Source organism: Pseudomonas sp. 1176_21, assembly GCF_052850635.1.
In genome coordinates this window covers 463,126-489,454 of record NZ_VXCV01000003.1, presented here as the reverse complement: position 1 = coordinate 489,454, position 26,329 = coordinate 463,126, and the positions used below count along the sequence as shown (strand labels likewise).

Annotated in this window: 26 protein-coding genes and 1 pseudogene; 11 read left to right on the top strand and 16 right to left on the bottom strand. The window is 65.8% G+C overall.

Annotated elements, in window-relative coordinates:
• Positions 1-48: 48 nt before the first annotated feature.
• The 5 genes from relA to FW760_RS10365 form a co-directional block, all read right to left on the bottom strand.
• A complete protein-coding gene (gene relA / locus FW760_RS10385; protein WP_054914700.1) occupies positions 49-2,289 on the bottom strand; it encodes a GTP diphosphokinase in 2,241 nt (746 codons plus the stop codon).
• Between the two features lie 98 nt (positions 2,290-2,387).
• Positions 2,388-3,746, bottom strand: a complete 1,359-nt coding sequence (gene rlmD / locus FW760_RS10380; RefSeq protein ID WP_043862557.1) for a 23S rRNA (uracil(1939)-C(5))-methyltransferase RlmD — start codon at positions 3,744-3,746, stop codon at positions 2,388-2,390.
• A complete protein-coding gene (gene cysM / locus FW760_RS10375) occupies positions 3,746-4,648 on the bottom strand; it encodes a cysteine synthase CysM (protein ID WP_162484876.1) in 903 nt (300 codons plus the stop codon). The genes rlmD and cysM overlap by 1 nt, the downstream gene beginning before the upstream one ends.
• A 175-nt stretch (positions 4,649-4,823) precedes the next feature.
• A complete protein-coding gene (locus FW760_RS10370) occupies positions 4,824-6,107 on the bottom strand; it encodes a HAMP domain-containing sensor histidine kinase (protein WP_078479810.1) in 1,284 nt (427 codons plus the stop codon).
• Between the two features lie 63 nt (positions 6,108-6,170).
• The gene (locus tag FW760_RS10365; RefSeq protein ID WP_043862560.1) at positions 6,171-6,887 is read right to left on the bottom strand and encodes a response regulator transcription factor; all 717 of its coding nucleotides are present in this window, start codon (positions 6,885-6,887) and stop codon (positions 6,171-6,173) included.
• A 213-nt stretch (positions 6,888-7,100) separates the two neighbouring features.
• Here FW760_RS10365 and FW760_RS10360 point away from each other — a divergent pair, with 213 nt between their 5' ends.
• From FW760_RS10360 to FW760_RS10345, 4 genes are all read left to right on the top strand, one after another.
• Entirely contained in the window at positions 7,101-9,854 is a 2,754-nt protein-coding gene (locus tag FW760_RS10360) for a response regulator (protein WP_116052139.1), read from the top strand.
• Positions 9,855-9,921: 67 nt separating this feature from the next.
• Entirely contained in the window at positions 9,922-10,911 is a 990-nt protein-coding gene (locus tag FW760_RS10355) for a 2-hydroxyacid dehydrogenase (RefSeq protein ID WP_043862562.1), read from the top strand.
• A 31-nt stretch (positions 10,912-10,942) separates the two neighbouring features.
• Entirely contained in the window at positions 10,943-11,380 is a 438-nt protein-coding gene (locus tag FW760_RS10350; RefSeq protein ID WP_043862563.1) for a hypothetical protein, read from the top strand.
• Positions 11,381-11,388: 8 nt separating this feature from the next.
• Positions 11,389-11,781: an META domain-containing protein gene (locus FW760_RS10345; RefSeq protein WP_078479811.1), complete on the top strand. Its 393-nt coding sequence runs from the start codon at positions 11,389-11,391 to the stop codon at positions 11,779-11,781.
• Positions 11,782-11,866: 85 nt separating this feature from the next.
• On the opposite strand, the gene FW760_RS10340 is transcribed toward FW760_RS10345, so the two are convergent.
• Positions 11,867-12,331 (bottom strand): TlpA disulfide reductase family protein, encoded by a 465-nt coding sequence (locus tag FW760_RS10340; protein WP_043862565.1) that lies wholly within the window; start codon positions 12,329-12,331, stop codon positions 11,867-11,869.
• Positions 12,332-12,418: 87 nt separating this feature from the next.
• Between FW760_RS10340 and arsC the strand changes: the two genes are divergently transcribed.
• Genes arsC through FW760_RS10325 form a run of 3 tightly spaced genes read left to right on the top strand, consistent with a single transcriptional unit; the run spans position 12,419 to position 13,771 of the window.
• Entirely contained in the window at positions 12,419-12,772 is a 354-nt protein-coding gene (arsC, locus tag FW760_RS10335) for an arsenate reductase (glutaredoxin) (RefSeq protein ID WP_446443773.1), read from the top strand.
• On the top strand, positions 12,769-13,374 hold the full coding sequence (gene wrbA, locus FW760_RS10330) for an NAD(P)H:quinone oxidoreductase (RefSeq protein ID WP_043862567.1): 606 nt from the start codon (positions 12,769-12,771) through the stop codon (positions 13,372-13,374). The genes arsC and wrbA overlap by 4 nt, the downstream gene beginning before the upstream one ends.
• Positions 13,367-13,771: a DUF2069 domain-containing protein gene (locus FW760_RS10325; RefSeq protein ID WP_446443772.1), complete on the top strand. Its 405-nt coding sequence runs from the start codon at positions 13,367-13,369 to the stop codon at positions 13,769-13,771. The genes wrbA and FW760_RS10325 overlap by 8 nt, the downstream gene beginning before the upstream one ends.
• A gap of 114 nt (positions 13,772-13,885) precedes the next feature.
• Here FW760_RS10325 and FW760_RS10320 read toward each other — a convergent pair whose 3' ends face one another.
• Together FW760_RS10320 and ttcA are read right to left on the bottom strand one after the other, a co-directional pair.
• Positions 13,886-14,557: a DNA-3-methyladenine glycosylase I gene (locus FW760_RS10320; RefSeq protein ID WP_446443771.1), complete on the bottom strand. Its 672-nt coding sequence runs from the start codon at positions 14,555-14,557 to the stop codon at positions 13,886-13,888.
• Between the two features lie 5 nt (positions 14,558-14,562).
• A complete protein-coding gene (gene ttcA, locus FW760_RS10315) occupies positions 14,563-15,387 on the bottom strand; it encodes a tRNA 2-thiocytidine(32) synthetase TtcA (RefSeq protein ID WP_054914704.1) in 825 nt (274 codons plus the stop codon).
• A 268-nt stretch (positions 15,388-15,655) separates the two neighbouring features.
• Here ttcA and FW760_RS10310 point away from each other — a divergent pair, with 268 nt between their 5' ends.
• Positions 15,656-16,255, top strand: coding sequence for a Yip1 family protein (locus tag FW760_RS10310; RefSeq protein WP_043862571.1), 600 nt, complete (start codon positions 15,656-15,658; stop codon positions 16,253-16,255).
• 128 nt (positions 16,256-16,383) lie between these two features.
• A complete protein-coding gene (locus FW760_RS10305) occupies positions 16,384-16,878 on the top strand; it encodes a SprT family zinc-dependent metalloprotease (RefSeq protein WP_043862572.1) in 495 nt (164 codons plus the stop codon).
• A 111-nt stretch (positions 16,879-16,989) separates the two neighbouring features.
• Here the strand turns inward: FW760_RS10305 and FW760_RS10300 are convergent, their stop codons facing one another.
• The 4 genes from FW760_RS10300 to FW760_RS10285 form a co-directional block, all read right to left on the bottom strand.
• Entirely contained in the window at positions 16,990-18,318 is a 1,329-nt protein-coding gene (locus FW760_RS10300; RefSeq protein WP_054914705.1) for a dicarboxylate/amino acid:cation symporter, read from the bottom strand.
• A 298-nt stretch (positions 18,319-18,616) separates the two neighbouring features.
• Positions 18,617-19,963: an ATP-binding protein gene (locus FW760_RS10295; RefSeq protein WP_446443770.1), complete on the bottom strand. Its 1,347-nt coding sequence runs from the start codon at positions 19,961-19,963 to the stop codon at positions 18,617-18,619.
• Positions 19,960-20,637, bottom strand: a complete 678-nt coding sequence (locus FW760_RS10290) for a response regulator (protein ID WP_043862575.1) — start codon at positions 20,635-20,637, stop codon at positions 19,960-19,962. The genes FW760_RS10295 and FW760_RS10290 overlap by 4 nt, the downstream gene beginning before the upstream one ends.
• Positions 20,638-20,748: 111 nt before the next feature.
• Positions 20,749-21,351 carry a membrane protein gene (locus tag FW760_RS10285; RefSeq protein ID WP_043862576.1) on the bottom strand — a complete coding sequence of 201 codons (603 nt, stop codon included), beginning with the start codon at positions 21,349-21,351 and terminating at the stop codon, positions 20,749-20,751.
• A 132-nt stretch (positions 21,352-21,483) separates the two neighbouring features.
• Between FW760_RS10285 and FW760_RS10280 the strand changes: the two genes are divergently transcribed.
• Both FW760_RS10280 and FW760_RS10275 read left to right on the top strand, forming a co-directional pair.
• Entirely contained in the window at positions 21,484-22,275 is a 792-nt protein-coding gene (locus tag FW760_RS10280) for a dienelactone hydrolase family protein (protein WP_100633638.1), read from the top strand.
• 101 nt (positions 22,276-22,376) lie between these two features.
• The gene (locus FW760_RS10275) at positions 22,377-23,078 is read left to right on the top strand and encodes a 4'-phosphopantetheinyl transferase family protein (protein ID WP_315405865.1); all 702 of its coding nucleotides are present in this window, start codon (positions 22,377-22,379) and stop codon (positions 23,076-23,078) included.
• Between the two features lie 9 nt (positions 23,079-23,087).
• Here the strand turns inward: FW760_RS10275 and FW760_RS10270 are convergent, their stop codons facing one another.
• The 4 genes and pseudogenes from FW760_RS10270 to FW760_RS10255 form a co-directional block, all read right to left on the bottom strand.
• Positions 23,088-23,477, bottom strand: coding sequence for a (2Fe-2S)-binding protein (locus tag FW760_RS10270; RefSeq protein WP_446443787.1), 390 nt, complete (start codon positions 23,475-23,477; stop codon positions 23,088-23,090).
• Between the two features lie 2 nt (positions 23,478-23,479).
• Positions 23,480-23,597, bottom strand: a pseudogene (locus FW760_RS10265) (siderophore-iron reductase FhuF); the annotation flags it as partial.
• Positions 23,590-25,221 carry an ATP-binding protein gene (locus FW760_RS10260; protein ID WP_054914710.1) on the bottom strand — a complete coding sequence of 544 codons (1,632 nt, stop codon included), beginning with the start codon at positions 25,219-25,221 and terminating at the stop codon, positions 23,590-23,592. The pseudogene FW760_RS10265 and the gene FW760_RS10260, both read right to left, overlap by 8 nt.
• Positions 25,218-25,943 (bottom strand): response regulator transcription factor, encoded by a 726-nt coding sequence (locus FW760_RS10255; protein ID WP_054914711.1) that lies wholly within the window; start codon positions 25,941-25,943, stop codon positions 25,218-25,220. Before FW760_RS10255 ends, FW760_RS10260 begins: the two co-directional genes overlap by 4 nt.
• Between the last annotated feature and the right edge of the window lie 386 nt (positions 25,944-26,329).

Here is a 26,329-nt window from a genome sequence, read left to right as displayed (position 1 = left end):
CGCTCCCACAAGGATCCTGCAGGAGCGGGCCTGCCCGCAATGGCGCCCTCAAGGCGTACGGTTGCGCCGCGTCTCGATGATGTTGGGCAACTGCGAAATGCGCCCCAGCAAGCGCCCCAGGGCGTCCAGGCCCGGGATCTCGATGGTCAGCGACATCAGCGCGGTGTTGTCCTCCTTGTTCGAACGGGTATTCACCGCCAGCACGTTGATGCGCTCGTTGAGCAGCACCTGCGACACGTCACGCAGCAGGCCCGGGCGGTCATACGCACGCACGATGATGTCCACCGGGTAGGTCTGCACCGGCACCGGGCCCCAGCTGACCTGGATGATGCGCTCCGGCTCGCGACCGGCCAGTTGCAGCACCGAGGCGCAGTCCTGGCGGTGAATGGTCACCCCACGACCCACGGTGATGTAGCCGACGATGGCATCGCCCGGCAGCGGCTGGCAGCACCCGGCCATCTGCGTCAGCAGGTTGCCAACGCCCTGGATCTGGATATCCCCGCGCTTGCCCGGCTTGTAGCCGGTGGCCTTGCGCGGCACCAGCTCGATGTGGTCGATGCGGTCCGGCTCCACCAGTTGCTGCGCGGCGTTGACCAGGTGCGCCAGGCGCAGGTCGCCGGCGCCCAGCGAGGCGAACATGTCTTCGGCAGTCTTGAGGTTGGCCTTTTCGGCCAGGCGCTCGAAGTCCACCTGCGGCAGGCCCAGACGGTTGAGTTCGCGCTCGAGCAGGGTCTTGCCGGCGGCGACGTTCTGGTCGCGGGCCTGCAGCTTGAACCAGTGCACGATCTTGGCCCGCGCCCGCGAGGTGGTGACGTAGCCCAGGTTCGAGTTCAGCCAGTCGCGGCTCGGGTTGCCGTGCTTGCTGGTGATGATCTCCACCTGCTCGCCGGTCTGCAGGCTGTAGTTGAGCGGCACGATGCGCCCGTTGATCTTGGCGCCCCGGCAGTTGTGGCCGATCTCGGTGTGCACGCGGTAGGCGAAGTCCAGCGGCGTGGCGCCCTTGGGCAGGTCGATGGCGTGGCCGTCGGGGGTGAACACGTACACCCGGTCCGGCTCGATATCCACGCGCAGCTGTTCGGCCAGGCCGCCGATGTCCCCCAGTTCCTCGTGCCATTCCAGCACCTGGCGCAGCCACGAGATCTTCTCCTCGTAGTGGTTGGAGCTGGGCTTGACGTCGGTGCCCTTGTAGCGCCAGTGCGCGCAAACGCCCAGTTCGGCCTCCTCGTGCATGGCATGGGTGCGGATCTGCACCTCCAGCACCTTGCCCTCGGGGCCGATCACCGCGGTGTGCAGCGAGCGGTAGCCGTTCTCCTTGGGGTTGGCGATGTAGTCGTCGAACTCCTTGGGGATGTGCCGCCACAGGGTATGCACGATGCCCAGCGCGGTGTAGCAGTCGCGCATCTCGGGCACCAGCACGCGCACGGCGCGCACGTCGTAGATCTGGCTGAACTCCAGGCCCTTGCGCTGCATCTTGCGCCAGATCGAATAGATATGTTTGGCCCGGCCGCTGATATCGGCCTTGACGCCCGTGGCCAGCAGCTCGTTCTGCAGCTGGTTCATCACGTCGCTGATGAAGCGCTCGCGGTCGAGCCGGCGCTCGTGCAGCAGCTTGGCGATCTGTTTGTACTGATCGGGTTCCAGGTAGCGGAACGAGAGGTCTTCGAGCTCCCATTTGATGTGGCCGATGCCCAGGCGGTGGGCCAGCGGCGCGTAGATGTCGAACACCTCGCGGGCCACGCGGTTGCGCTTCTCGTCGTCGGCGCCCTTCACCGCACGAATGGCGCAGGTTCGTTCGGCCAGCTTGATCAGCGCCACGCGCACGTCGTCGACCATCGCCACGAGCATCTTGCGCAGGTTCTCGACCTGCGCCTGCGAGCCCAGCACCAGCGAATGGCGCGGGCTGAGGCTGGCACTGATGGCCGCCATGCGCAGCACGCCGTCGATCAGCTTGGACACCACCGGGCCGAAACGCTGGCCCACCTCGGCCAGGGTCACCTTGCCTTCACGCACCGCACGGTAGATGACCGCCGCCACGAGGGAGTCCTGGTCGAGCTTGAGGTCGGCGAGAATCTCGGCGATCTCCAGGCCCGCCTGGAAGCTCGAGGTACCGTCGGCCCAGGAATGCTTGGCCGGGTTACCTTTTTTCTCTATATCCTGAGCGAACTCGCAGGCCGCCTTGAGGGCTTCCCGGTCCAGCGCCAGGTCGACGCTGACCACATGATCCAGCCATGCTTCGAGATTGATACTGCCGTCGGTGTTGACCGGCTGGTGCACTCTCACCTGTACCATCTTTGTTTACCTTTCCCTACAGCGCATGCTCATGCGCTTGAAAACACGGGTGTCGCCCCTGCCAGATCGAAGGGGCTACACCGGGCGGGCCAGCGTCGCTAACCCACCTCGAATAACGCCATGGCCTCGACATGCGCAGTCTGCGGAAACATGTCGAGGATCCCGGCACATTTTAACCGGTACCCCTGCTTGACCAGCTCGACGGTGTCGCGGGCCAGCGTCGCCGGGTTGCACGACACGTAGACCAGACGTCGGGCGCCAAGTGCGGCGATGTTGCGCACCACCTCGAAGGCACCGTCGCGCGGTGGGTCCAAGAGTACCGCACAAAAGCCTCCTGCCGCCCAGCCTGAAGTCGCCAGAGGCTGGGATAAATCGGCCTGAAAAAACTGCGTGTTATGCAGTTTGTTGCGTTGGGCATTGGCCGCGGCCCGATCGACCATGGCCTGCACCCCTTCCACCGCCACCACTTCGCGGGCCTGCCGGGCCAGCGGCAGGGCAAAGTTGCCAAGGCCGCAGAACAGGTCCAGTACACGCTCGTCGGCCTGTGGCGCAAGCCATGCCAGGGCCTGCTCGATCATCGCGGTGTTGACCTGGGCATTGACCTGCACGAAGTCACCTGGCCTGTAGGCCAATTCCAGATTCCACGGTTCCAGGGTAAACCCTAGCGTGTCCGCTGGATTGGCCGGGGCCGGTTGCCCCTCACCTTGTAACCAGAGTTGTACACCCGCCTCGCTGCAGAACGCCTGCAAACGTGCCAGGTCGGCCTCGACCAGTGGCGCGGTATGGCGCAGCAGCAGTGCCAGGGCGGTGCCGCTGAACAGCTCCACGTGCCCCACCACCTGTGGCTTGCTCAGGCTCTGCAACAGCAGCGGCAGGTGACGCAGTATCGACTGCAAGGGTTGTACCAGCACCGGGCAGTCGTCGATGGCGACGATGTCCTGGCTGGCTTCGGCGCGAAAGCCCACGTCGAGCTTCCGGGCCTTGGCGTCCCAGCGCACCGCCACGCGGGCGCGCCGGCGGTAACCGAATTCGGGGCCGGACAACGGCGCGGCCCACTGCTCGGGCACCACGCCGGCGACCCGCTGCAACTGCTCGGCCAGCAGGCGCTGCTTGAGTTCGAGCTGAGCGGCATGGGGCAGGTGCTGCAGGTTGCAGCCGCCACAGCGATCGAAGTGCTTGCACGGCGCCGGGCGCCGCGCCTCGCTGGCGCTGAACACACGCTCCAGGCGTGCCTCGACCACCTTGCCGTGGGCATTGAGTACCCGTGCCTCGACCTCTTCACCGGCCAGGGCGCCGCTAACGAACCAGGTGCGCCCTTCGAAGAAGGCGATGCCGCGGCCGTCACCGGCCAGGCGCTCGATGCTCAGGCGCTGCTTCTTGCCCGTTGGCACCTGGGGCGCACGGGTACCACCGGTCGGCTGGAAGCGCAGACCGCCATTGCGTTTGGCCTTGGACATCAGTTGGCCGCGTCGAAGATGCCGGTCGACAGGTAACGGTCGCCACGGTCACAGATGATCGCCACCATTACCGCGTTTTCCAGCTCGCGCGACAGGCGCAGCATGGCCGCCACCGCACCACCGGAGGACACGCCACAGAAAATGCCCTCTTCGCGGGCCAGCCGGCGGGTGGTTTCTTCGGCTTCGCTCTGGGCCATGTCGACCACACGGTCGACGCGGCTGGCGTCAAAGATCTTCGGCAGGTACTCGTGGGGCCAGCGGCGGATCCCGGGGATCGCCGAGCCTTCCATCGGTTGCAGGCCGACGATCTGCACGTTGGGGTTCTGCTCCTTGAGGTAGCGCGAGCAGCCCATGATGGTGCCCGTGGTGCCCATGGAGCTGACGAAATGGGTGATGCTGCCGCCGGTCTGCTGCCAGATTTCCGGGCCGGTGCTGACGTAGTGGGCTTCGGGGTTGTCACCGTTGCCGAACTGGTCGAGCACCTGGCCACGGCCTTCGGCCTGCAGGCGCTCGGCGAGGTCGCGGGCGCCCTCCATGCCTTCTTCCTTGCTGACCAGGATCAGCTCGGCGCCGTAGGCGGTCATGGCAGCCTTGCGTTCGGCGCTGGAGTTGTCGGGCATGATCAGGATCATCTTGTAGCCCTTGATCGCCGCTGCCATCGCCAGGGCGATACCGGTGTTGCCGGAGGTCGCCTCGATCAGCGTGGCGCCTGGCTTGATCTGCCCGCGCAGTTCGGCACGGGTGATCATCGACAACGCCGGCCGGTCCTTGACCGAGCCTGCCGGATTGTTGCCTTCGAGCTTGAGCAGGAGGGTATTGCTGGTCTCGCCGGCCATGCGCTGCAGGCGAACCAGGGGCGTGTTGCCGACGCAATCGGCGATGGTAGGGTACTGCAAGGTCATGGCGTATTTCGCAATCCAGACTGCGGGGGCGCCTATCATACCGGCAAACGGCTTTGGCCCATATCACGCAATGGTTGAGGGTTATAGCCGAGGGATATAAGCAGCCCGCGCGCAGCAACTTGAAACGGTGGTGGTGCATTGGCCGGCAAGGCCGGCACCTACAGCCGCAGCGGTGCTAGATCACCGCCGGCAGCTGCATGTTCACCCGCAAGCCCTTGGCGTTGTTCTGCGCCCACAGCTGCCCGCTCTGACGCTGCAGGGCATTGCGCGCAATGCTCAGGCCCAGGCCGAAGCCGCCGTTCCCCGGCCGCGAGTCGTCCAGGCGGGTGAACGGCGCGAAGATGTGTTCCAGCTGCGCCTCGTCCACGCCTCCGCCTTCGTCCTCCAGCCACAGCAGCCACTGGCCCCCCTGGCGGCTTCCCGCCAGGCGTATCACCCCGCCCGGCGGCGAGTGGCGAATGGCATTGCGCAGAATGTTCTCCAACGCCTGGGCCAGGCTGTTGAGGTTGCCCTGCACCCAGCAGTCGGCCCCCAGCGTGCACACCAGTTGCTCCCGCGGCCAGCCACTTTCGAAGCAGGCATCCTCCGCCAGCATCTCCCACAACGCCTGCACCTGGATCGGTTCGCTGACCAACTGCGTGCGCTCGGCGTCCAGCCAGGCCAGTTGCAGGGCGTCTTCCACCAGGCGCTGCATGTTGTCCACTTCCCGGCCCAGGCGTTCGCGCAGCGCCTCCAGGTCGGTCTCGCCCTCGCTGGCCACCCGCAGGCGGCTCAGCGGCGTGCGCATTTCATGGGACAGGTCGCGCAGCAACTGCTGCTGCAGGGCCACCGTGCCCTGCAGGCGCTCGGCCATGTCGTCGAAGGCGCGCCCCAGCTCGCCGAACTCGTCCTTGCGGCTGGTGGTGTCGCTGGCCACCCGCGCGGTGAGCCGGTCGGCGCGCCAGGCATTGGCCTGCTCGCGCAACTGGCTCAGCGGGCGAATCAGCATGCGATACAGGCCCACGCAGAACACCAGGGTCAGCAAGCCGGGGATCAGGCCGTTGGTGACCATTCGCCAGAACAGCATGTTCAGGCGCCCCGGCATCAGCCGCTGCGGCAGTTCGATCACCAGGCTGCCCAGGCTGGAGTCGTCCGGGAACGGCACGAGCATCCATGGCGAGCGCGCCGAATGCCGGCTTACCGGCCAGTCGGTGCCGCGCAGAAACGTCAGGCGCTGGCTCTGGGCGTCGGTCAGCGGCACGCTGCCCAGCGATTGCAGGTCGCTGCCGATCACGCCCACGAAACCGCGCTCGCGCTCGTGCATCTGCGTCAGCCACGCATCCACGCCGGCCTGCCCGCCGCGGCGCACGGCGTTTTCGGCCTCGCGGGCGTAGTCTTCCAGGGTGGCGCGCGCCTTGGGCGACAGGTAGGCGTTGCGGATCTCCATGTGCCGGCCCCACTGCCAGCTCAGGGCAATCATCAGCAGGCAGAACACCACCAGCAGCAAGGCCAGCTTCCAGAACAGGGAATGACGGCTGAGCACCTACAGGTCCTCGCTGGCGCTGAGCACATAGCCCTTGCCCCACACCGTGCGCACCTGGCGCTCCAGGTAACCGATGGCCTTGAGCTTGCGGCGGATCTGGCTCACGTGCATGTCCAGGCTGCGGTCATGCCGGGCATAGCCGCGCTGCAATACGTGCTGATAAAGGAATGCCTTGCTCAACACCTCTTCATGGCTGCGGTGCAGGGTGTCGAGCAGGCGGTACTCGCTTAAGGTCAGGCCGGCCCGCTGCTGCCCGTGGAGCACATCGCAGGCCAGTTCATCGAACACCAGTTCGCCCGCGGGCGTGCCCTCCCCCGGCTGGTGCCGGCGCTCCAGCGCCACCCGCCGCAGGATCGCCTCGATGCGCACGCGCAGCTCGACCATGCTGAACGGTTTGGGCAGGTAGTCGTCGGCGCCGCGCTGGAAGCCGGTGATGCGATCGCCTTCGGCGCCCAGCGCCGACATCAGGATCACCGGTATCGAGCTCTTCTCGCGCAGCCGCGCCAGGGCATCCAGCCCGTTCAGGCCGGGCAGCAGGATATCCATCAGCACCACATCGAAGCTGCGCTGGCGAGCCATCTGCAGCCCTTCGCGGCCATCGCGGCACCAGGTCACCAGAAACCCGCTGCGCTCGAGCTGCTCGTGCAGGTGGGCACCCAGGACCGGATCGTCCTCGATGGCAAGTATGTTTGAGGCGTTAATGGCGACGGGATTCATTGGCGGGTGCTAGCAATTCTCAATCGCTCGATTATTGAGCATTCCCCCCATGCAAGCAACACGCGCCGACAAAAGCACCTGCGCCTCCTACAATCGACAAAAACAGATACAAATGAGTGCATTAGATACACAGTCGCGGTAATTTTCAGAGTTGGGTCGTCGGAACATGCCGACGAAGGTCCTACAGCGCTAACCGAGCACAGGAGAGTGGGCGTGCTGAATCGATTGGGAATCAGAAGCCGCGTACTGCTGCTCGCCCTGCTCCCGGCCAGCATGATGGCACTGGTGCTGGGTGGTTACTTCACCTGGTTGCAGCAAAGCGAACTGCAGGCCCAGCTGCTGCAACGCGGTCGCATGATCGCCGAGCAACTGGCGCCCCTGGTGGCCCCGGTGCTGGCCCGCAACGATTCGGCGCAGCTCGAGCGCATCGCCGCCGAGGCGCTGGAGCAGGCCGACGTGCGCGCCGTGTCGTTTCTGCACCCCGACCGCAGCCACCTGGCCCACGCCGGCCCGAGCATGCTCAACCAGCAGCCCAGCGGTGGCGGCACCCAGTTGCTGCAACGCAGCGGCAACGATGCCACGCGCTACCTGTTGCCGGTGTTCGGCCGCCATCGCGAGCTGGCCGGCGAACGGGTTCCCGGTGAAGCCGACCGCCTGCTGGGCTGGGTCGAGATCGAGCTGTCCCACGATGGCACGCTGCTGCGCGGCTACCGCAGCCTGTTCGCCAGCCTGCTGCTGATTCTGGTGGGCCTGGGCGCGACCGCCCTGCTGGCGCTGCGCATGAGCCGCACCATCAACGGCCCCATCGGGCAGATCAAGTTCGCGGTCAACCAGCTCAAGGACGGCAACCTCGAACAGCGCCTGCCGAGCCTGGGCAGCCATGAGCTGGATGAACTGGCCAATGGCATCAACCGCATGGCCGAAACCCTGCACAACGCCCATGAAGAGCTGCAGCACAGCATCGACCAGGCCACCGAGGACGTGCGCCAGAACCTTGAGACCATCGAGATCCAGAACATCGAGCTGGACATGGCGCGCAAGGAAGCCCTGGAAGCCAGCCGCATCAAGTCCGAATTCCTGGCCAACATGAGCCACGAGATCCGCACGCCGCTCAACGGCATCCTGGGCTTTACCCACCTGCTGCAGAAAAGCGAACTGACCCCGCGCCAGCTCGACTACCTGGGTACCATCGAAAAATCCGCCGACAGCCTGCTGGGCATCATCAACGAGATCCTCGACTTCTCCAAGATCGAGGCAGGCAAGCTGGTGCTCGACAGCATCCCGTTCAACCTGCGCGACCTGATCCAGGACACCCTGACCATCCTCGCCCCGGCGGCCCACGCCAAGCAGCTCGAACTGGTCAGCCTGGTGTACCGCGACACCCCGCTGTCGCTGGTGGGCGACCCGCTGCGGCTCAAGCAGATCCTCACCAACCTGGTGAGCAACGCGATCAAGTTCACCCGCGAAGGCACCATCGTTGCCCGCGCCATGCTCGATGACGAGACCGAAGACAGCGTGCAGTTGCGCATCTGCGTGCAGGACACCGGCATCGGCCTGTCCAGCCAGGATGTGCGTGCCCTGTTCCAGGCCTTCAGTCAGGCCGACAACTCGCTGTCGCGCCAGCCCGGCGGCACCGGCCTGGGGCTGGTGATCTCCAAGCGCCTGATCGAACAGATGGGCGGCGAGATCGGCGTCGACAGTACCCCGGGCGAGGGGTCGCAGTTCTGGATCAGCCTCAACCTGCCCAAGGCCCGCGACGACGCCGAGGACCTGCCACCCCAGGCGCTGCAAGGCCGGCGCATGGCAATCGTGGACGACCACGAGCTGGCCCGCCAGGCATTGGCGCACCAGATGCAGGACTGCGGCCTGGACGTGACCACCTTCACCACCAGCGAGCAGCTGCTCAAGGGCATCGAGGCCGCCTTCCTTGCCGGCCAGCCGTTCGAGCTGGCGATCATGGGGGTCAACCTGCAATCGCTGGCGCCCGAGCGCCTGGGCCAGTACATCCAGCGCCTGGAGCACTTTGCCTGTCAGGCACTGGTGCTGTGCCCCACCACCGAACAGGCGCTGTACCACCCGCACCTGCCCAATGCCCACGGCCAGCTGCACGCCAAGCCTGCGTGTACGCGCAAGGTGCGCCGGGCCCTGCTCGAGCTGGTGCAGCCCAGGCGCACCAGCGGCGAATACAAGATGCCCAGCGGCCAGCGCCAGCCCCGCGTGCTGTGCGTGGACGACAACCCGGCCAACCTGCTGCTGGTGCAGACCCTGCTCGAAGACCTCGGCGCCGATGTGCTGGCGGTGGACAGCGGCCATGCGGCGATCAGCGCAGTGCAGGACGAGCACTTCGACCTGGTGCTGATGGACGTACAGATGCCGGTGATGGACGGGCGCGAATGCACCGAACAGATCCGCCAGTGGGAGGCCACGCGCAGCGCCCCGGCCTTGCCGATCGTGGCCTTGACCGCGCATGCCATGGCCAACGAGAAGCGCGCCCTGCTGCACAGCGGCATGGACGACTACCTGACCAAGCCGATCAGTGAGCGCCAGCTGGCCCAGGTGGTGCTGAAGTGGACCGGCCTGCAACTGGGCAGCCCGACCAACGAGCGCGGCGCCGAACTGCCGGTCGACGGCAACGACCTGAAGGTGCTGGACCCTGAGGAAGGCCTGCGCCTGGCGGCAGGCAAGCCGGACCTGGCCGCCGACATGCTGGCCATGCTGCTGGCTTCGCTGGATGCCGACCGCGACGCGATCCGCTGCGCCCGCGAGGCCGACGACCGCCACGCCACCATCGAGCGCGTGCACCGCCTCAATGGCGCCACGCGCTATTGCGGCGTACCGCAGCTGCGCGCCGCCTGCCAGCGCAGCGAAACCCTGCTCAAGCAGGACGACCCCGAGGCCCAGCGTGCCCTCGACGAACTGGACCAGGCCATCAACCGCCTGACGACCGTGGCCCGCCAGAGCGCCTGATCTCTGGCAAGGCCCGGGCCTTGCCGGTTGGTTACACTGACGGCATCCGACCCTTGGGAACCATGCCATGCAAGCCTTGCTCTTCAGCAGCCAACACTATGACCAGGACAGCTTCAGCAGCGCGCCAGGGGCCACGCAACTGGCGCTGCACTTTCAAGGCGCGCGCCTGACCGAAGACACTGCGGCACTGGCCGAAGGCTACGAGGTAGTGTGCGCGTTCATCAACGACGACCTCTCGGCGCCGGTGCTGAGCCGCCTCAAGGCCGGCGGCACGCGCCTGATCGCGCTGCGCTCGGCCGGCTACAACCATGTCGACCTGGCCGCCGCCAAGCGCCTTGGGCTGACGGTGGTGCGGGTGCCGGCCTACTCGCCGCATGCGGTGGCCGAACACGCCGTGGCACTGATTCTTGCCCTCAATCGCCGCCTGCACCGTGCCTACAACCGCACCCGCGAGGGCGATTTCAGCCTGCACGGGCTGACCGGTTTCGACCTGCACGGCAAGACCGTCGGCGTGGTCGGCACCGGCCAGATCGGCCTGGCGTTTGCGCGGATCATGGCAGGCTTCGGCTGCCAGCTGCTGGCGTACGACCCCTACCCCAACCCCGAGGTGGAGGCGCTGGGTGCACGTTACCTGGACCTGCCGGAGCTGCTGCGCGAATCGCGCATCATCAGCCTGCACTGCCCGCTCACGCCGCAGACCCGGCACCTGATCAACCCGCAGAGCCTGGCCAGCCTGCAGCCGGGCGCCATGCTGATCAATACCGGGCGCGGCGCGCTGGTCGACACACCGGCGCTGATCGACGCGCTCAAGAGCGGCCAGCTCGGCTACCTGGGGCTGGACGTGTACGAGGAGGAGGCGCAGATCTTTTTCGAGGACCGCTCCGACCTGCCGTTGCAGGACGACGTGCTGGCGCGGCTGCTGACCTTCCCCAACGTGATCGTGACCGCGCACCAGGCCTTCCTGACCCGCGAGGCACTGGCGGCGATCGCCGCCACCACGCTGGAGAACATTGCCCGCTGGGCGGCAGGCAATCCGCAGAATCTGGTCGAGGGATGATGCTAGGATACGCGCCATATTTGGAGGACCCATGGTCGAACACGATTTCCGCTACACCCTGTTCAATCCGCAACACACCCTGATCGAATGCCGCTCGCTGGTACCCGGTCGCTATCAGGTCACCGGCAACGGTGGCTCGATCCAGAAAGGCGACGTACTGCTGGTGACCCTCAAGGGCAGCAAGACCCTGTCGATGCGCCTGACGGTCGAGACCGTGCGCCACCTGATCAACCCCACCGGCCAGTGGGTGGCGGTAGCGGCGGGCCCGGTGTTCGGCGAGCTGGCGATTCATGCATGGCAGGTCAACTGCGATGGCTGCCAGGCCACCCTGGACTTCGAATTCGCCGTGGATGCCAAACTGGGCACCAAGGCGCAGAAGCCGGCGGCCGTGGCGCGCATCGCCGAATTGGGTTGGCGCACACAGGGCGACAAGCACCTGTGCCCGAAATGCCAGGAGGCTGCAAAGTGAAACCCGTGATGGTCTGTGCAGCGGTGGTCGCGACCCTGGCCGGTTGCGCAGCCGAGCCGATGAAGCTGCAACAGGAACAGAGCTACGTGCTGGAGTGGATTGGCGAACGTCCGCTGATCGACTACAGCCACCTGACCCTGACGCTGGCCGAGGATGGCAGGGCGTATGGCAATGCCGGCTGCAACCACTGGTTTGCGCCGTATACGCTGGACGGCGAGAAACTCAGCTTTGGCCCGGTGGGCAGCACGCGCAAGCAGTGCGCGCCGGCGCTGATGGAGCAGGAAAAGCGCTTTCTGAAGGCGCTGGAGACCGTGCAACGCTGGGACATCTCGCCGATCGAGCAGGTGCGCTTCTGGCCCGAACAGGGCAAGCCGCTGCGCTTCTGGCCTGAGGAAGGCTGACAGCCCGCATCGCCTGCATCGCGGCCCAGGCCCGCCCCCACAGCGCTGTGGGAGCGGGCTTGACCCGCGATGGGCGCACCGCCGATCAGGCGCCCTTGAGCACCTTGATCTTCTCGGCCAGCCCCTCGGCCGTCTGCTCGCCCATCAACTGCTCACGCACCTTGCCCTTGTCGTCGATGATGTAGGTCACCGGCAGCGCCTCGCTGCGCGGCAGGTCGTAGCGCTCGGCCGGGTCGTCGGCGAGCACGGTGAAGTCGATGCCCAGCGCCTGGCTGGCCTTTTTCAGCTCATCGCCGCGCAAGCCGTCGAAATTCACCCCCAGTACGGTGATCCCCTGCGCCTGCCAGTCCTTGGCGGCTGCGTTCAGTTCGGGGATCTCGGTGCGGCACGGCCCGCACCATTCGGCCCAGTAGTTGAGCACCACCCAGCGCCCTTCGATCTGCTCGGCTTTCACCGCATTGCCGTTCTGGTCGAGGCCGTAGTCCACACCGCATCCGCCGAGCAACAGGCTCGCGGTGATGGCCAGGGCTGCTGCCAATCGCCTTGTCATGGGTCAATCCTTCTTCAAGATTCAGGCAAAATGCCAATTCGCTGCGGTTAGAATAGCCGCCACCCCCTGCCGGATGCGACCCCGAACATGACCGAACTGACCCTGTATCACAACCCGCGCTGCTCCAAGTCCCGTGGCGCGCTGGAATTGCTCGAAGCCCGTGGCCTGACCCCGGAGGTGGTGCGCTACCTGGAAACCCCACCCGACGCCGCCACCCTCAAGGCCCTGCTCGCCAAGCTGGGCATCGGCGCACGCCAGCTGCTGCGCAGTGGCGAAGACGAATACAAGACCCTGGGCCTGGCCGACCCGGCCCTGAGCGACGACCAGTTGATCGACGCCATGGCCCGGCACCCCAAGCTGATCGAACGCCCGATCCTGGTGGCGGGCGACAACGCCGTGATTGGCCGGCCGCCCGAGAAGGTGCTGGAGATTCTGCCGTGAGCGCGCCCTATATCCTGATCCTGTTCTACAGCCGCCACGGCTCCACCAGCGAAATGGCCCGGCAGATTGCCCGTGGCGTCGAACTGGGTGGGCTGGAGGCGCGCCTGCGCACGGTGCCGGCGATTTCCACCGAGTGTGAAGCGGTGGCCCCCGACATCCCCGAGAACGGCGCGCTGTATGCCACCCTCGACGACCTGCGCCATTGCTCGGGCCTGGCCCTGGGCAGCCCGACGCGCTTCGGCAACATGGCCGCGCCGCTCAAGTATTTCATCGACGGCACCAGCAGCCTGTGGCTGAGCGGCGGCCTGGTGGGCAAGCCGGCGGCGGCGTTCACCTCCACGGCCAGCCTGCATGGCGGCCAGGAGTCGACCCTGCTGTCGATGCTGCTGCCGCTGATGCACCACGGCATGCTGATCATGGGGCTGCCCTACAGCGAATCGGCGTTGCTCGACACCCGGGGCGGCGGCACGCCGTATGGCGCCAGCCACCATGCCGGGGCCGATGGCAAGCGCGACCTGGACGCCGACGAGATCGCCCTGTGCCGTGCCCTGGGCCAGCGCCTGGCGAGCACTGCCAAACTGCTGGAGAACGGCCGTGGCTAAGAAGCCCAAGGTGCTGCCGCCGCTGGAGTGGCTGGAGCCACGTGCGCGCGCTACCCGGGTGCTGAGCCTGGTGGCGTTTTTCAGCCTGATGGCGTTGCTGACGGTGAACAACCTGTGGTTCGCCAACCTGCACGGCGCGCGCGTGGGGGTGATCCTGGCCATCGAGCTGGTGCCGTTGCTGCTGGTGCTGCCGGGCATGCTGATGGGCAGTGCACGGGCCCATGCGTGGACGTGCTTTGTGGTGAACCTGTACTTCATCAAGGGCGTGCTGGCCGCGTTCGACCCGGCGCGGGCGCTGCTGGGGTGGCTGGAAGTGGGGATCAGCCTGGTGCTGTTCGTGAGTGCGCTGCTGTTTGTGCGCTGGCGCTTTCAGTATGAGCGGCGGGTGGCAATGTAGGAGCCGGCATTGCCGGCGAAGGGCTGCAACGCAGCCCTGTAGCATCAGACTGAATCGCGTTGCGGCCTTCGCTGGCAAGGCCAGCTCCTACAGGCGATTGCGACACCGTCGTTCTCAATGGTTGACGGTATACGCCAGCATCATCGACAACTGGCACATCGGCCGCCCGCTCTGGGCATGCCACTGGTTGAACGCCTGCTGCACGGTGGCCAGGTCGCGCTGGCTGGTCGGCTGCCGGCCGATCACATCCTGCGCCACCAGCGCCGCCACCACGTCATTGCTCGGCACGAAGGTGTCCTTGCCGACCATGCGCAGAAAACGCGGCGCCGACAGCCCGCCCATCTGGTTGCCCTGCTTGGCCAGGTACTTCCACAGGCCGACGATGTCGGTCACCGGCCAGTCGGCGATCAACGCACCGAAACTGCCCTTCTCCCTGGCCACGTCGAGCATGAACTGCGCATTGCGCGGCACGCTCTTGAGCTTGCCCAGGTGGCGGATGATGCGGGTGTCCTGCATCAGCCGCTCCAGGTGCTCGGCGCCCATCAGCACCACCTTCTCTGGGTCGAAGCCGAAGAACACCTGCTCGAACGCCGGCCACTTGGCGTCCACCAGGCTGTGCTTGAGCCCGGCGCGAAACACCCGCAGGGCCATGGTCGAGAGGTAGCGGTCGTCGCTGATCTGGCGCAGCTGCGCCGGGCTCAACGGCTCGGGCAGGTGCGCCTCGAGCGCCGCCGCCGAACCGAAGCGGTTCAGGCAGAATTCATGCAGCCACTGATAATCGCGCATGCCGGTCAGAGGTTCAGCACATCGACAAACCGCGGGGTGGCGGTTTCGTCGATGCGCAGGTTGGTGAAGTCGAACAGGTTGCGGTCCGCCAGCTGCGACGGCACCACGTTCTGCAGGCCGCGGAAGATGCTCTCGGTGCGGCCCGGGGTCTTGCGCTCCCACTCCACCAGCATGTCCTTGACCACCTGGCGCTGCAGGTTTTCCTGCGAGCCGCACAGGTTGCACGGGATGATCGGGAATTGCTTCATGTCCGAGTAGGCCTGGATGTCCTTCTCGGCGCAGTAGGCCAGCGGACGGATCACCACGTTGCGACCGTCGTCGGCGCGCAGCTTGGGCGGCATGGCCTTGAGCGTGCCGTTGAAGAACATGTTGAGAAAGAAGGTCTCGACGATATCGTCGCGGTGATGCCCCAGGGCCATCTTGGTCGCACCGATCTCGTCGGCGAAGGTGTACAGCGTGCCGCGACGCAGGCGCGAGCACAGCGAGCAGGTGGTCTTGCCTTCCGGGATCAGTTCCTTGACCACCGAATAGGTGTCTTTCTCGACGATGTGGTACTCGATGCCCAGGGTCGCGAGGTAGGCCGGCAGGATGTGCTCGGGGAAGCCTGGCTGCTTCTGGTCCATGTTGACCGCGACGATGTCGAACTTGATTGGCGCCACTTTCTGCAGGTGCAGCAGAACATCGAGCATGGTGTAGCTGTCTTTGCCGCCCGACAGGCAGACCATGACCTTGTCGCCCTCTTCGATCATGTTGAAGTCGGCGACGGCTTCGCCGGCAAGGCGACGCAGGCGTTTTTGCAGTTTGTTCTGGTTGACCGAAAGGGTGCCCATGGCGATTGAATCCGCAAGGTGTGACAAAAGCGGCACATTTTACGCACAAACCTGACGCTCGCGTAGCCCATCCGATAAAGACTGCAAGGAAATGAAGCGCCGCGCTTACAGCGCAATTTGCTCTAAAAAAGCGGATTTGTGCAGCGAACCCCTTCCTATACTGCGTCATAAGGCCACAGCAAGCGTGACCTGATCCCGTCAGGCCCAGCCACTGGGCCGCGCAAGCGCTCCGCTGGGGGGCGATGGCAACAACGAGGGAGTGACTGGCATGATCCATCACGTTCTGGGGCTGTTCACCCATCCTGACCAGGAATGGAAAGAAATCCGTGGCGAAGACGAAACCATCAGCCACATGTACCTGACCCACACCTTGATACTGGCGGCGATACCCGCCGTTTCCGCGTTCATCGGCACCACCCAGGTGGGCTGGGTGATCGGCAACCGCGCACCGGTCATGCTCACCGTCGACAGTGCGATCTGGATGACCGTGATGTCCTACCTGGCCATGCTGGGCGGCGTCGCGGTGATGGGCGCCTTCATCCACTGGATGGCGCGCACCTACGACGCCACCCCGAGCATGGCCCAGTGCATCGCGTTCGCCACCTACACCGCCACCCCGCTGTTCATCGGCGGCCTGGCGGCGCTGTACCCGCACCTGTGGCTGGGAATGATCGTCGGCACGGCAGCCATCTGCTACACGGTGTACCTGCTGTACGTGGGCCTGCCGACCTTCATGAACATCCCGTCCGACGAGGGCTTTCTGTTCTCGAGTTCGGTGCTGGCGGTGGGGCTGGTGGTGCTGGTTGCCATCATGGCCTTCACCGTGATCGTCTGGGGACTGGGCGTGGGGCCCGTCTATACCAGCTAGACAATACGCCAACCTAGGGGCTGTACCCATCAGGCCGCCGCAAGGCGGCTTGATGCTGTGCGGACCAGCGGTCTCGGCAGCGCCGCCCGGGTTGCGGCATAATTGCCGGCCAGGAGTGTCCAACCGATATGCCAGAGCTGCTCAATTCCCGCGTCGAAAGCTGTTACCAGCAAGCCGAAAGTTTTTTCAAGCGCCCCTTCCTGCGTCCCGAGGTGAGCTTCAAGCTGCGCGGGCAGAAGGCCGGTGTCGCGCACCTGCACGAAAACCTGCTGCGCTTCAACCTGCAGCTGTACCGCGAGAACAGTGAAGACTTCCTGCGCCAGACCGTACCCCACGAAGTCGCGCACCTGGTGGCGCATCAACTGTTCGGCGACCGCATCCAGCCCCATGGCGAGGAGTGGCAGCTGATCATGCGCGGGGTGTACGAGCTGCCACCCAACCGCTGCCACAACTATGCAGTCAAGCGCCGCAGCGTGACCCGCTACATCTACAAGTGCCCATGTGCGGGCAGTGACTTTCCGTTCTCGGCGCAGCGCCACGGGCTGGTGCGTCAGGGGCGGCGGTATCTGTGCCGGCGGTGTCGGCAGACGCTGGTGTTCACCGGCGAGACGCGGGTGGAGTAGACGCTTCGCCGGCAAGCCAGCGCCCTGCAGGAGCCGGCCTTGCGGCGAAGACGCCTGCACAGGCACAAAAAAAAGCCCATCCGAAGATGGGCTTTTTGCGTTTGGCTAACCTCAGCCCTGGCGTACCGCACCTTCGGCGACACCCAGGTCGTCGGTAGGACGGGTGTCGACCAGCGGCGAACCACCCGAAGCCAGCTCGGCTTGCAGCTTGTCTTCGTCCAGCTCGTTGACCCACTTGGCCACCACCACGGTTGCCACCGCGTTGCCGATCAGGTTGGTCAGGGCGCGGGCTTCGGACATGAAGCGGTCGATACCCAGGATCAGCGCCAGGCCGGCAACCGGCAGGTGGCCGACCGCCGACAGGGTCGCGGCCAGCACGATGAAGCCGCTGCCGGTAACGCCTGCAGCCCCCTTGGAGGCCACCAGCAGCACCAGCAGCAGGGTGATCTGGTGGGTGATGTCCATGGTGGTGTCGGTGGCCTGGGCGATGAACACCGCAGCCATGGTCAGGTAGATCGAGGTGCCGTCCAGGTTGAACGAGTAGCCGGTCGGGATCACCAGGCCAACCACCGATTTCTTCGCGCCCAGACGCTCCATCTTGGCCAGCATGCGTGGCAGGGCCGACTCGGACGACGAGGTGCCGAGCACGATCATCAGCTCTTCACGGATGTAGCGGATCAGCTTGAGTACGCTGAAGCCGTGGGCACGGGCGATACCGCCCAGAATCACCAGGATGAACAGCAGGCAGGTGATGTAGAAGCAGGCCATCAGGTAGCCAAGCTGCACCAGCGAACCCACGCCGTACTGGCCGATGGTGAAGGCCATGGCACCGAAGGCACCGATCGGAGCCAGCTTCATGATCATGTTGATGATGTTGAACATGACGTGGGCGAAGCGGTCGATCAGGTCCAGCAGCGGCTTGCCGTAGGCACCCAGGCGGTGCAGGGCGAAACCGAAGATCACCGAGAACATCAGCACCTGCAGGATGTCGCCGTTGGCGAAGGCACCGACCACGGTGTTGGGGATGATGTTGAGCAGGAAGCCGACGGTGGTCTGCTGCGCACCGGCGGCGGCATAGGCAGCCACGCTGCTGGCGTTGAGGGTGGTCACGTCGATGTGCATGCCGGCACCCGGCTTGACCACGTTGACCACGACCAGGCCGATGATCAGCGCGATGGTCGAGACGATTTCGAAGTAGAGCAGCGCGTAGCCGCCGGTCTTGCCGACCGATTTCATGCTCTGCATGCCGGCGATGCCGCTGACCACGGTGCAGAAGATGATGGGGGCGATGACCATCTTGATCAGTTTGACGAAACCGTCACCCAGCGGCTTGAGCGCCACACCGGTGTCGGGATAGAAGTGACCCAGCAAGATACCGATGGTGATGGCGATGATCACCTGGATATACAGCGATTTGTACAGCGGCTGACGCGTCGTCATGGCTATTTTCCTCAATGTGCCGGCCCATCCTTCCCAGGAGGCGATCGGCACCTAAAGCGCGAACCCTCCTGCATTGGAGGGATTTGTTGTGTCGAGCTGCGTGGCAATGCTCTGCGGAGTCAATAGCAAGGCTGATGCCAGGATGTGCCAAGGCGGTGCAAACACCCTGTTTCAGGGCATTTCGTGCACCGCAAGGCAGCAAGGCAGGACGCGCCAGTTGGCGGATTTCCGCCCGGCACTCAAAGAATAGACCCGATGATGGCGGTAATCCGCCCACTGGGCGGAATGTGGCAGGCGCTCAGTCGAGCGGAAAGCGGATACGGAAGGCAGCGCCGCCCAGGGGCGAATCGTCGAGAGTGAGGGTGGCGTCGTAGCTCTCGATGATGTCCTTGACCACCGCCAGGCCGATGCCCTGCCCCGGGTACTGGCGATCGAGGCGCTCGCCCCGCTGCAGGATACGTTCGCGCTGGTGCACCGGTACGCCGGGGCCGTCGTCCTCGACACACAGCTCCAGCGCCGTGTCGCAGACCCGCAGGCTGATGCGGATCTGCCCCAGGCACAGACGGTAGGCGTTTTCCAGCAGGTTGCCGAGCAGTTCGAGCAATGCGCCCTGCTCCATGGGTACCAGTGCCTGGTCGGGCACTGCATAGGTGATGTGCACCTGCTTGTCGCGGTAGACCTTGGCCAGGGTGCTGCACAGGCTGTCGAGCAGCGGGTGCAAGGCCACCTGGTGGCGCACCAGGCCGCTCTTGCGCAGGCTGGCGCGCTGCAACTGGTAGTCGATCTGCTGGCTCATGCGCTCGATCTGGCTCTGCAGCACCCGCGCCTGCTCGCGCTCGCCTTCGCGCTGGGCCATGCTTTCGCTGACCCCTTGCAGCACCGCCAGCGGGGTCTTGAGGCTGTGCGCCAGGTCATCCAGCGAGTCGCGGTAGCGCCCGCGCTGCTCGCGCTCGCTGCGCAGCAGGCGGTTGAGCGAGCCGGTCAGGCGCAACAGCTCGCGCGGGTGTTCGGCACTGAGGCCCTCGCGGGCGCCGGACTCCACGTCGTCCAGCTCCACGCTCATGCGCCGCAGCGAGCGCAGGCCCCAGGTCAGCCCGGCCCAGAGCAGCAGCATCAGGGCCAGCAGCGCCGCGCCAAAGCCCAGGTAGAGCTTCTCTTGCAGGCCGTTGAGGGTTTGCTGGTACTCGCGCACCGGTTGCAGGGCAACGATGCTGAAGGCCGCGCTCTTGCCGCCCAGCAGCTTGACCTCCACGTCATAGACGAAGAACTCCTCGCCGTGGTCCTGGCGGATGCGCGCGAACTCGTTGCCGCGCCCGTCGTAGCGGGGTGTGTAGTTGATGTTCTCGTCGTTGGTGGCACGCGAACGCCACACCAGGTTGCCCTGGCGGTCGTAGATGTAGCCGAGCAGGCGGCTGTCGGGCAGGTTGAATTTCTCGTCCGGCAGCAGATCGGGCATCTGCAGCTTGCCGCCATCTATGCGCGCCGCCGAGATCAGCGTGGTCACGTCCGAGGCCAGGCGCTGCTCGATGGACTCCTGCAGGGCCAGGCTGAAGGCCTTCTGCAGGGCCGGCAACAGGGCCAGCATGAACAGCAGCGCCAGCACCGCTGCGGCCAGCATCAGGCGCAGGCGCAGCGAACGAATCACAGGCAGCGCTCGGTGAACAGGTAGCCCAGGCCACGTACCGTGTCGATGGGCTTGAAGCCGTTGTCGCCCTCGAGCTTGCGGCGCAGGCGGCCGATCAGCACTTCTATCACGTTGGGGTCACGCTCGCCGTCGTCGGGGTACAGCTGCTCCATCAGACGGTCCTTGGCCACCACCTGCTGGTGATGGCGCATCAGGTATTCGAGGATTCGGTATTCGTAGGCGGTCAATGCCAGGGGCTGGTCATCGAGCAGCGCCTGCTTGCGGTTGAGGTCCAGGCGCAGGGGGCCTGCGATGATGGTCGACTGGGTGAAGCCGCTGGAGCGGCGCAGCAGCGCATTCAGGCGCGCCTCCAGCTCTTCGAACTGGAACGGCTTGACCACGTAGTCGTCGGCACCGGCGGCCAGGCCTTCGACCTTGTCCTGCCAGTTGCCACGGGCGGTGAGAATCAGGATAGGAAATGTCTTGCCCTGACTGCGCAGTTGGCGGATCAGGTCCAGCCCGCTCATGCCCGGCAGGCCCAGGTCGACGATGGCCAGGTCGTGATTGAACTGTTCGGCCTGGTACAGCGCCTCCTCGGCATTGGCCACCGCTTCGACCACATGCCCGCTTTCGCTCAGACGGCTGAACAGGTGATGCCGCAACAGGGCTTCATCCTCGACCACCAGCAGTTTCATACGCTCCTCCATAACCAGGCCCGGCCTGCTTGGCCGGGCATCTCGCTACATAACGGCAGAATAACAGCGAACCGGCCAGAGTGAAGGCCGGTTCGGGTATTGCGCGGGGGTTCAGAACAGGTAGTTGGCCGACAGGTAGGTTTGCGCGCTGCTTTTCAGGCGCAGGGCACCGAGCTTGTCGCCGTCGTGCTCGGACAGTTCGGTGGTGGCGTTGCTGCGCAGGTAGCGGTAGCCCAGCTCGACCGAAGCATTGCTGCTGACCTGTTGCAGTACGCCGGCCTGCAGGCCGTAGGCGTAGCCGGTGTCGGTGTCGCGGCTGTAGCCGGAGGATTCCTGGCTGAGCTTGGTCACGCCCAGGCTCGCACCGCCGAATGCCTTGGTGCTGCTACCCAGCGGATAGAACACGTCGTAGCTGCCCAGCAGGTTTTCCTGGCGCATTTTCAGGCCGCTGTGGTTGTTGGAGACGTTGTCATAGGTGAGGTAGTAGCGGCCCTGGTCGTTCTGCTGACCAATGCGCGCACCCCAGGTGCCGTCCTTGCTGATGATGCCGTCGGTGTTGAGGTGGTCGGTGTTGCTGCTGAGCAGGCCGGACTTCTTGATCTTGTCGCTGGTCTGGCCGTAGGTGAGGCCGGCGAAGGTGGTGTCAGCAGCCTGTACCAGGGAGCTGGCACCCAGCATGGTGATGGCGATCAGTACGGTATTGAGGCTTTTCATGAGTGTGTACTCCAGAGTGATGCGCGGTGTTTGTGTGGGAGCTAGAGTAAGCAGGGCGCCCTGAACCGCCGCTGAATGCTGGCTGAACCCCGGCTGAACGAGCGGGCATCAACGGAAAAAAGGAGACTGACCATGCGTTACCTGCTCGCACTTGCCCTGATCGGCGCCACTGGCCTGGCCCAGGCTGCGGTGCAAACCCGCCAGATCGACTACCAGGACGCCGACGGCAAGCGCCTGGTGGGCTACTACGCCTATGACGACGCCGTGAAGGGCGAACGTCCCGGGGTGGTGGTGGTGCACGAATGGTGGGGGCTGAACGACTATGCCAAGCGCCGCGCCCGCGACCTGGCCGGGCTGGGCTACAGCGCGCTGGCCATCGACATGTATGGCGACGGCAAGAACACCGAGCACCCGGCCGATGCGCAGGCGTTCATGGCGGCGGCCCTGAAAAACCCGAAGACGGCGGCAACACGCTTCGATGCCGGGGTCGAGTTGCTGAAGATCCAGCCGCAGACCAACCCCGACAAGATCGCCGCCATCGGCTACTGCTTCGGCGGCAAGGTGGTGCTGGACGCTGCGCGGCGCAGTGAGCCGCTGGCGGGGGTGGCGAGCTTTCACGGAGCGCTGGTGACGGCCACGCCGGCAACCAGCGGCAGTGTGAAGGCGCCGTTGCTGGTGGAGCATGGCGCCAGCGACAGCATGGTCACGCCCGAGCAGGTGGCTGCGTTCAGGAAGGAGATGGAGGCAGCCGGCGCCGACCTGAAGTTCGTGAGCATCCCGGGTGCCAAGCATGGCTTCACCAACCCGGATGCCGACCGCCTGAGCCACGGCGAGCACGGCGGGCCGGATATCGGCTATGACAAGGCCGCCGATGAAAGCTCGTGGGCAGACCTGCAGGTGTTCTTGAAGAAGGTGTTTGACTGAAGCCCGCCTGGCGGCAACGCTGGCTCCTGCGGCAGGCCGCGTGAACCTGTAGGTGCCAGCGTTGCTGGCGAAGGCTCGTGGGCCACGGCACAATAGCGCCCATGAATCGACTCCCGCACTGCTGCGCCCCGCTCCAGCACCACTGGCCCCTGCCCCACCCGATCCCCGGTGCGGTGCTGGTCAGCTGCGCCTTCGACCCGGCCAACCTCGCCGCCGATGACTTCCGGCGCGCCGCCATCGAACCCACCCCCAGCCTGCAACGCTCGGTGGCCAAGCGCCAGGCCGAGTACCTGGCCGGCCGCGTGTGCGCCCGCGCCGCCCTGCAGCGCCTGGACGGGCGCGACTACCTGCCCGCCACCGGCGACGACCGCGCCCCCCTATGGCCGGCCGGCATCAGCGGCTCGATCACCCACGGCAAGGGCTGGGCGGCCGCCGTGGTGGCCCGCAGCAGCGACTGCCAGGGCCTGGGCCTGGACCAGGAAAACCTGCTGGAGACCGAACGCGCCGAACGCCTGATGGGCGAAATCCTCACTGCCGATGAGCTGCAGCGCATGGACCGCAGCCAGCTGAGCCTGACCACCACGCTGACCTTCTCCCTCAAGGAAAGCCTGTTCAAGGCGCTGTACCCCATCGTGCACAAGCGCTTCTATTTCGAGCACGCCGAACTGCTGGAATGGTCCGCCGATGGCCACGCCCGCCTGCGCCTGCTCACCGACCTGTCGCCGCTGTGGTGCCACGGCCGGGAAATCCAGGGGCAGTTCAGCCTGCAGGGCGATCAGCTGCTGAGCCTGGTCAGCGTGTGAGCCGCAGGCTTACAGCGGGCACTGCGCGCAGCGCCCAACCCACTCGACCTTGTAGCTCAGGCAACAGGTGCGCCTGACCCGCCGCCCGTCAGGGGTGTAGCGCACCGCGCCGTACAGCGGGTTGCCGGGCGTATCCAGCAACCGCTGGACCTCGGGCCGCTCACCTGCAATCTGCTCCAGGCAGTCACCGGCATTGCCCCACAACACCGCCGCCGGCACGCTGCCCAGCACGGCCAGTTGCTCGACGATGGCTGGCAGGTGCCGTTCCAGTACCGCCACCACACCGCCCACCGCCGCGGACGTCGACAGGTCGGTTGGCAGGCCGCGCCCATCCAGCGTCACCGCCAGCGCCTGAACCTGCAACGGGGCGCGCCCGACCAGGGCCGCACGCCACAGCACGGCGAAGTAGTACTTGGACCATTGCGACACCAGCACCGGCCGTTGCGCCGGCATCAGCTCGGGGCCGTACAGCCCCAGCAGCAGGGCATCGAAGGCGTCGGGGCGCAACAGCTCAGCGAGCCTCAAGGCCGTCCTCCTGCGCCTGCTCCGCGTCATGCGCGCGTGGCCAGCTCAGGCTGAAGCAGGCACCACCCAGGCGCTCGCTCTTGCCGATCAGGGCGCGCCCGGCATGCCAGTAGATGATCCGCCGCACGATCGACAAGCCCAGCCCGTGCCCGCCAGAGGCGCGGGTACGGCTGTCGTCCAGGCGGGTAAAGGGCGTGAAGATGCGCGACCAGGCGCTTTGTGGCACCCCCGGCCCATCGTCCTCGACGTCGATGCGACAGCGCTGGGCGCCCAGTTGATAGCTCAGGCTGACCTGCGACTCGGCGTGGCGCATCGCATTGCTCACCAGGTTCTGCAGGGCGCGGTGCAGGTAGCGCGGCTCGGCCTCGACCCACGCCCCCTGCTCGCCGCCCTGGCACGGCCCGCGCAGCACCCGCACCTCGCGGCGCAGCGGCGCCAGTTCGGCAATCACCTGGTCGAGCAAGGCGTCCAGGTCGATACGCTGGAAGTTCAGGGCCGGCGCCCCTTGCTCAAGACGTGCGTAGGTGAGCATCTCGTCGACCAGTCGGTCGAGGTCCTGAATGTCGTTGTCCATGCCCAGCAGGTATTTCTCGCGGGCGTGCTCGCTGCTGGCGTTCTCGACCATCTCCAGGCCAAAGCGCAGGCGCGCCACCGGGGTGCGCAGCTCATGGGACACCGCCCGCACCAGTTCGCGCTGCATGTTCAGCGATTGCTGCAGGTGCCCGGCCATATGGTTGAACGCCGCGGCCAGGCGCCCCACCGAGTCGGCGTCGTCCGCTGCCACCCGCACGTCCAGGCTACCCTGGGCAATCTGCGTGGCTGCCGCCTCCAGGCCCGACAGACGCCGCTCCAGCTGGCGTACCAGCAGGTACACGATCAGGCCGATCAGGCACAGCCCCAGCGCCGCGATCACCAGCAGCATCTGCGGTGGATACGGGTTCATCTGATACAGCGGCCCGATCTCCAGCACCCAGGGCGTGGCCACCATGCCGGCGAACACGCGGATCGAGTTGCCGTCCTTGCCCAGCGCCATCACGGTGTCGCCTTCGTCGACGCGACGGCGCTGGTCGCCGTCCATGTCGGTCTGGTCGAGGCTGAGCAGGCGCAGGTCGAAGCCGAACCCCTTGCTCTGCTTGAGTTCGGCCAGGCGCTGCGGCTGCTCGCCCACCGGGTAGCGCACCAGTTCGTCGGCCAGCAGGTAGATGGTGGCGCGGGCCAGTTGCTCGCTGATCTGCTGCACCTCGCCGGTCAGCAACAGGTTCTGCCCGCGCACCTGGCGCAGCACCCGCGCCGCATGGGGGCCGGTGCGCTGCACCAGCACATGCCCGCGTTGCAGGCGGGTGCGCTGGCTGCCGTCGAGGGCGGCCTGATCGATCGAGGCGAGGGCCAGCGGAATGCCCAGCAGGCGCCCCCATATCGCCAGCGCCCGGGTACGCTCCACATCGCTCATGGGGGCCAGGTTGTCGGCCATCAGGGTAAAGGTGCCGTGGGCCAGGCGCTCGCGGTACTGCTCGGCACGCACCTCGTTGAGCAGGTGCAGGCTGAGCGCGCCCAGCAACGCCACCAGCACCAGGGCGGCCAGCATGCCGCCGTAGATGCGCAGGAAGATCGAGTTCATTCAACCAGGCCCAGCGCCTGGGCAGCCTCGCCCACGAACAGGTAGCCTTTGCTGCGCACCGTCTTGATCATGCGCGGGTGGTCGGGGTCGTCGCCTATCTTGGGGCGGATGCGCGAGATGCGCACATCGATGGAGCGGTCCTGGCCGTCATAGCCCACCCCGCGCAGGGAGGTAAAGATCTCTTCGCGGGACAGGATGCGCCCCGCGTTGCTCACCAGCAGCCACAGCAGGTCGAACTCGGCAGCGGTCAGCTCGATGCCGTTGTCGCCAAGCCAGGCTTCGCGCAGGGTGTTGTCCACCCGCAGCGGGCCGAACTGCAGGCTCTGGCGCTCGCCCGTGGTGGCCGGCACCTCGGTGCGACGCAGCAAGGCGTTGATCCGCGCCAGCAACAGGCGCGGGCGCACCGGCTTGCACACGTAATCGTCGGCGCCCAGGTCCAGGCCCTGCACCTGGTCCAGGTCCTCGCTGCGCGCGGTGAGCATCAGGATGACCCCGTTGTACTGCGTGCGCACCTTGCGGCAGATGCTCAGGCCGTCCTCGCCGGGCAGCATCAGGTCGAGGATCACCAGGTCTGGCTGCTCGGCCACGATGCGCGCCGCCGCCTTCGCCCCATCGCCCTCCACCGCCACGTCGAAGCCATTGGCTTGCAGGTAGTCACGGGTCAGCTCGGCTAGACGCTCGTCATCCTCGACGATCAACACCTGACTGTTGGGCTGCTGCACGGATCACCTCGGCTGGGCTTTTTATTGTTGGAGTGAAGCCCTTCAATAAAGGGCAACATTGGCCCGCGATACTACCACTGCCGGGCGCCGGAAAAAGCCGCGCCAAAGTCGCTGGACAAGTGCGCTTTTTGTGATAGGGTTCGCGCCCTCAAAAATGCCCCTGCGACGCTTTGCCCGGGCAAAAAAAGAGTGACGAGCGGTGGAATGGCGGTGGGACGCGGCCTACAAGGCTTTGCCCATAATCACGCACAATCTACCCACACGTTATCCACAGGCCACTGCCTTGCAATACCCCCGATACCGCATTATCTTGTATCCCCAGCGCGACAAAACACTACATGTTGGGTTTTGAACAAAAATCCAAGCACAAGTGGAGCAGAGAACTC

What these genes read in the sequence shown, in the direction of transcription:
- FW760_RS10290 (WP_043862575.1), bottom strand. Translation starts at nt 20,637, where the DNA reads ATGAAACTGCTGGTGGTCGAGGATGAAGCCCTGTTGCGGCATCACCTG.
- arsC (WP_446443773.1), top strand. Translation starts at nt 12,419, where the DNA reads ATGACCGAACTGACCCTGTATCACAACCCGCGCTGCTCCAAGTCCCGT.
- rlmD (WP_043862557.1), bottom strand. Translation starts at nt 3,746, where the DNA reads ATGTCCAAGGCCAAACGCAATGGCGGTCTGCGCTTCCAGCCGACCGGT.
- FW760_RS10350 (WP_043862563.1), top strand. Translation starts at nt 10,943, where the DNA reads ATGGTCGAACACGATTTCCGCTACACCCTGTTCAATCCGCAACACACC.
- FW760_RS10345 (WP_078479811.1), top strand. Translation starts at nt 11,389, where the DNA reads ATGGTCTGTGCAGCGGTGGTCGCGACCCTGGCCGGTTGCGCAGCCGAG.
- ttcA (WP_054914704.1), bottom strand. Translation starts at nt 15,387, where the DNA reads ATGGGCACCCTTTCGGTCAACCAGAACAAACTGCAAAAACGCCTGCGT.
- FW760_RS10285 (WP_043862576.1), bottom strand. Translation starts at nt 21,351, where the DNA reads ATGAAAAGCCTCAATACCGTACTGATCGCCATCACCATGCTGGGTGCC.
- relA (WP_054914700.1), bottom strand. Translation starts at nt 2,289, where the DNA reads ATGGTACAGGTGAGAGTGCACCAGCCGGTCAACACCGACGGCAGTATC.
- FW760_RS10280 (WP_100633638.1), top strand. Translation starts at nt 21,484, where the DNA reads ATGCGTTACCTGCTCGCACTTGCCCTGATCGGCGCCACTGGCCTGGCC.
- FW760_RS10260 (WP_054914710.1), bottom strand. Translation starts at nt 25,221, where the DNA reads ATGAACTCGATCTTCCTGCGCATCTACGGCGGCATGCTGGCCGCCCTG.
- FW760_RS10305 (WP_043862572.1), top strand. Translation starts at nt 16,384, where the DNA reads ATGCCAGAGCTGCTCAATTCCCGCGTCGAAAGCTGTTACCAGCAAGCC.
- FW760_RS10365 (WP_043862560.1), bottom strand. Translation starts at nt 6,887, where the DNA reads ATGAATCCCGTCGCCATTAACGCCTCAAACATACTTGCCATCGAGGAC.
- FW760_RS10355 (WP_043862562.1), top strand. Translation starts at nt 9,922, where the DNA reads ATGCAAGCCTTGCTCTTCAGCAGCCAACACTATGACCAGGACAGCTTC.
- FW760_RS10370 (WP_078479810.1), bottom strand. Translation starts at nt 6,107, where the DNA reads ATGATTGCCCTGAGCTGGCAGTGGGGCCGGCACATGGAGATCCGCAAC.
- FW760_RS10275 (WP_315405865.1), top strand. Translation starts at nt 22,377, where the DNA reads ATGAATCGACTCCCGCACTGCTGCGCCCCGCTCCAGCACCACTGGCCC.
- cysM (WP_162484876.1), bottom strand. Translation starts at nt 4,648, where the DNA reads ATGACCTTGCAGTACCCTACCATCGCCGATTGCGTCGGCAACACGCCC.
- FW760_RS10310 (WP_043862571.1), top strand. Translation starts at nt 15,656, where the DNA reads ATGATCCATCACGTTCTGGGGCTGTTCACCCATCCTGACCAGGAATGG.
- FW760_RS10320 (WP_446443771.1), bottom strand. Translation starts at nt 14,557, where the DNA reads ATGCGCGATTATCAGTGGCTGCATGAATTCTGCCTGAACCGCTTCGGT.
- FW760_RS10340 (WP_043862565.1), bottom strand. Translation starts at nt 12,331, where the DNA reads ATGACAAGGCGATTGGCAGCAGCCCTGGCCATCACCGCGAGCCTGTTG.
- FW760_RS10300 (WP_054914705.1), bottom strand. Translation starts at nt 18,318, where the DNA reads ATGACGACGCGTCAGCCGCTGTACAAATCGCTGTATATCCAGGTGATC.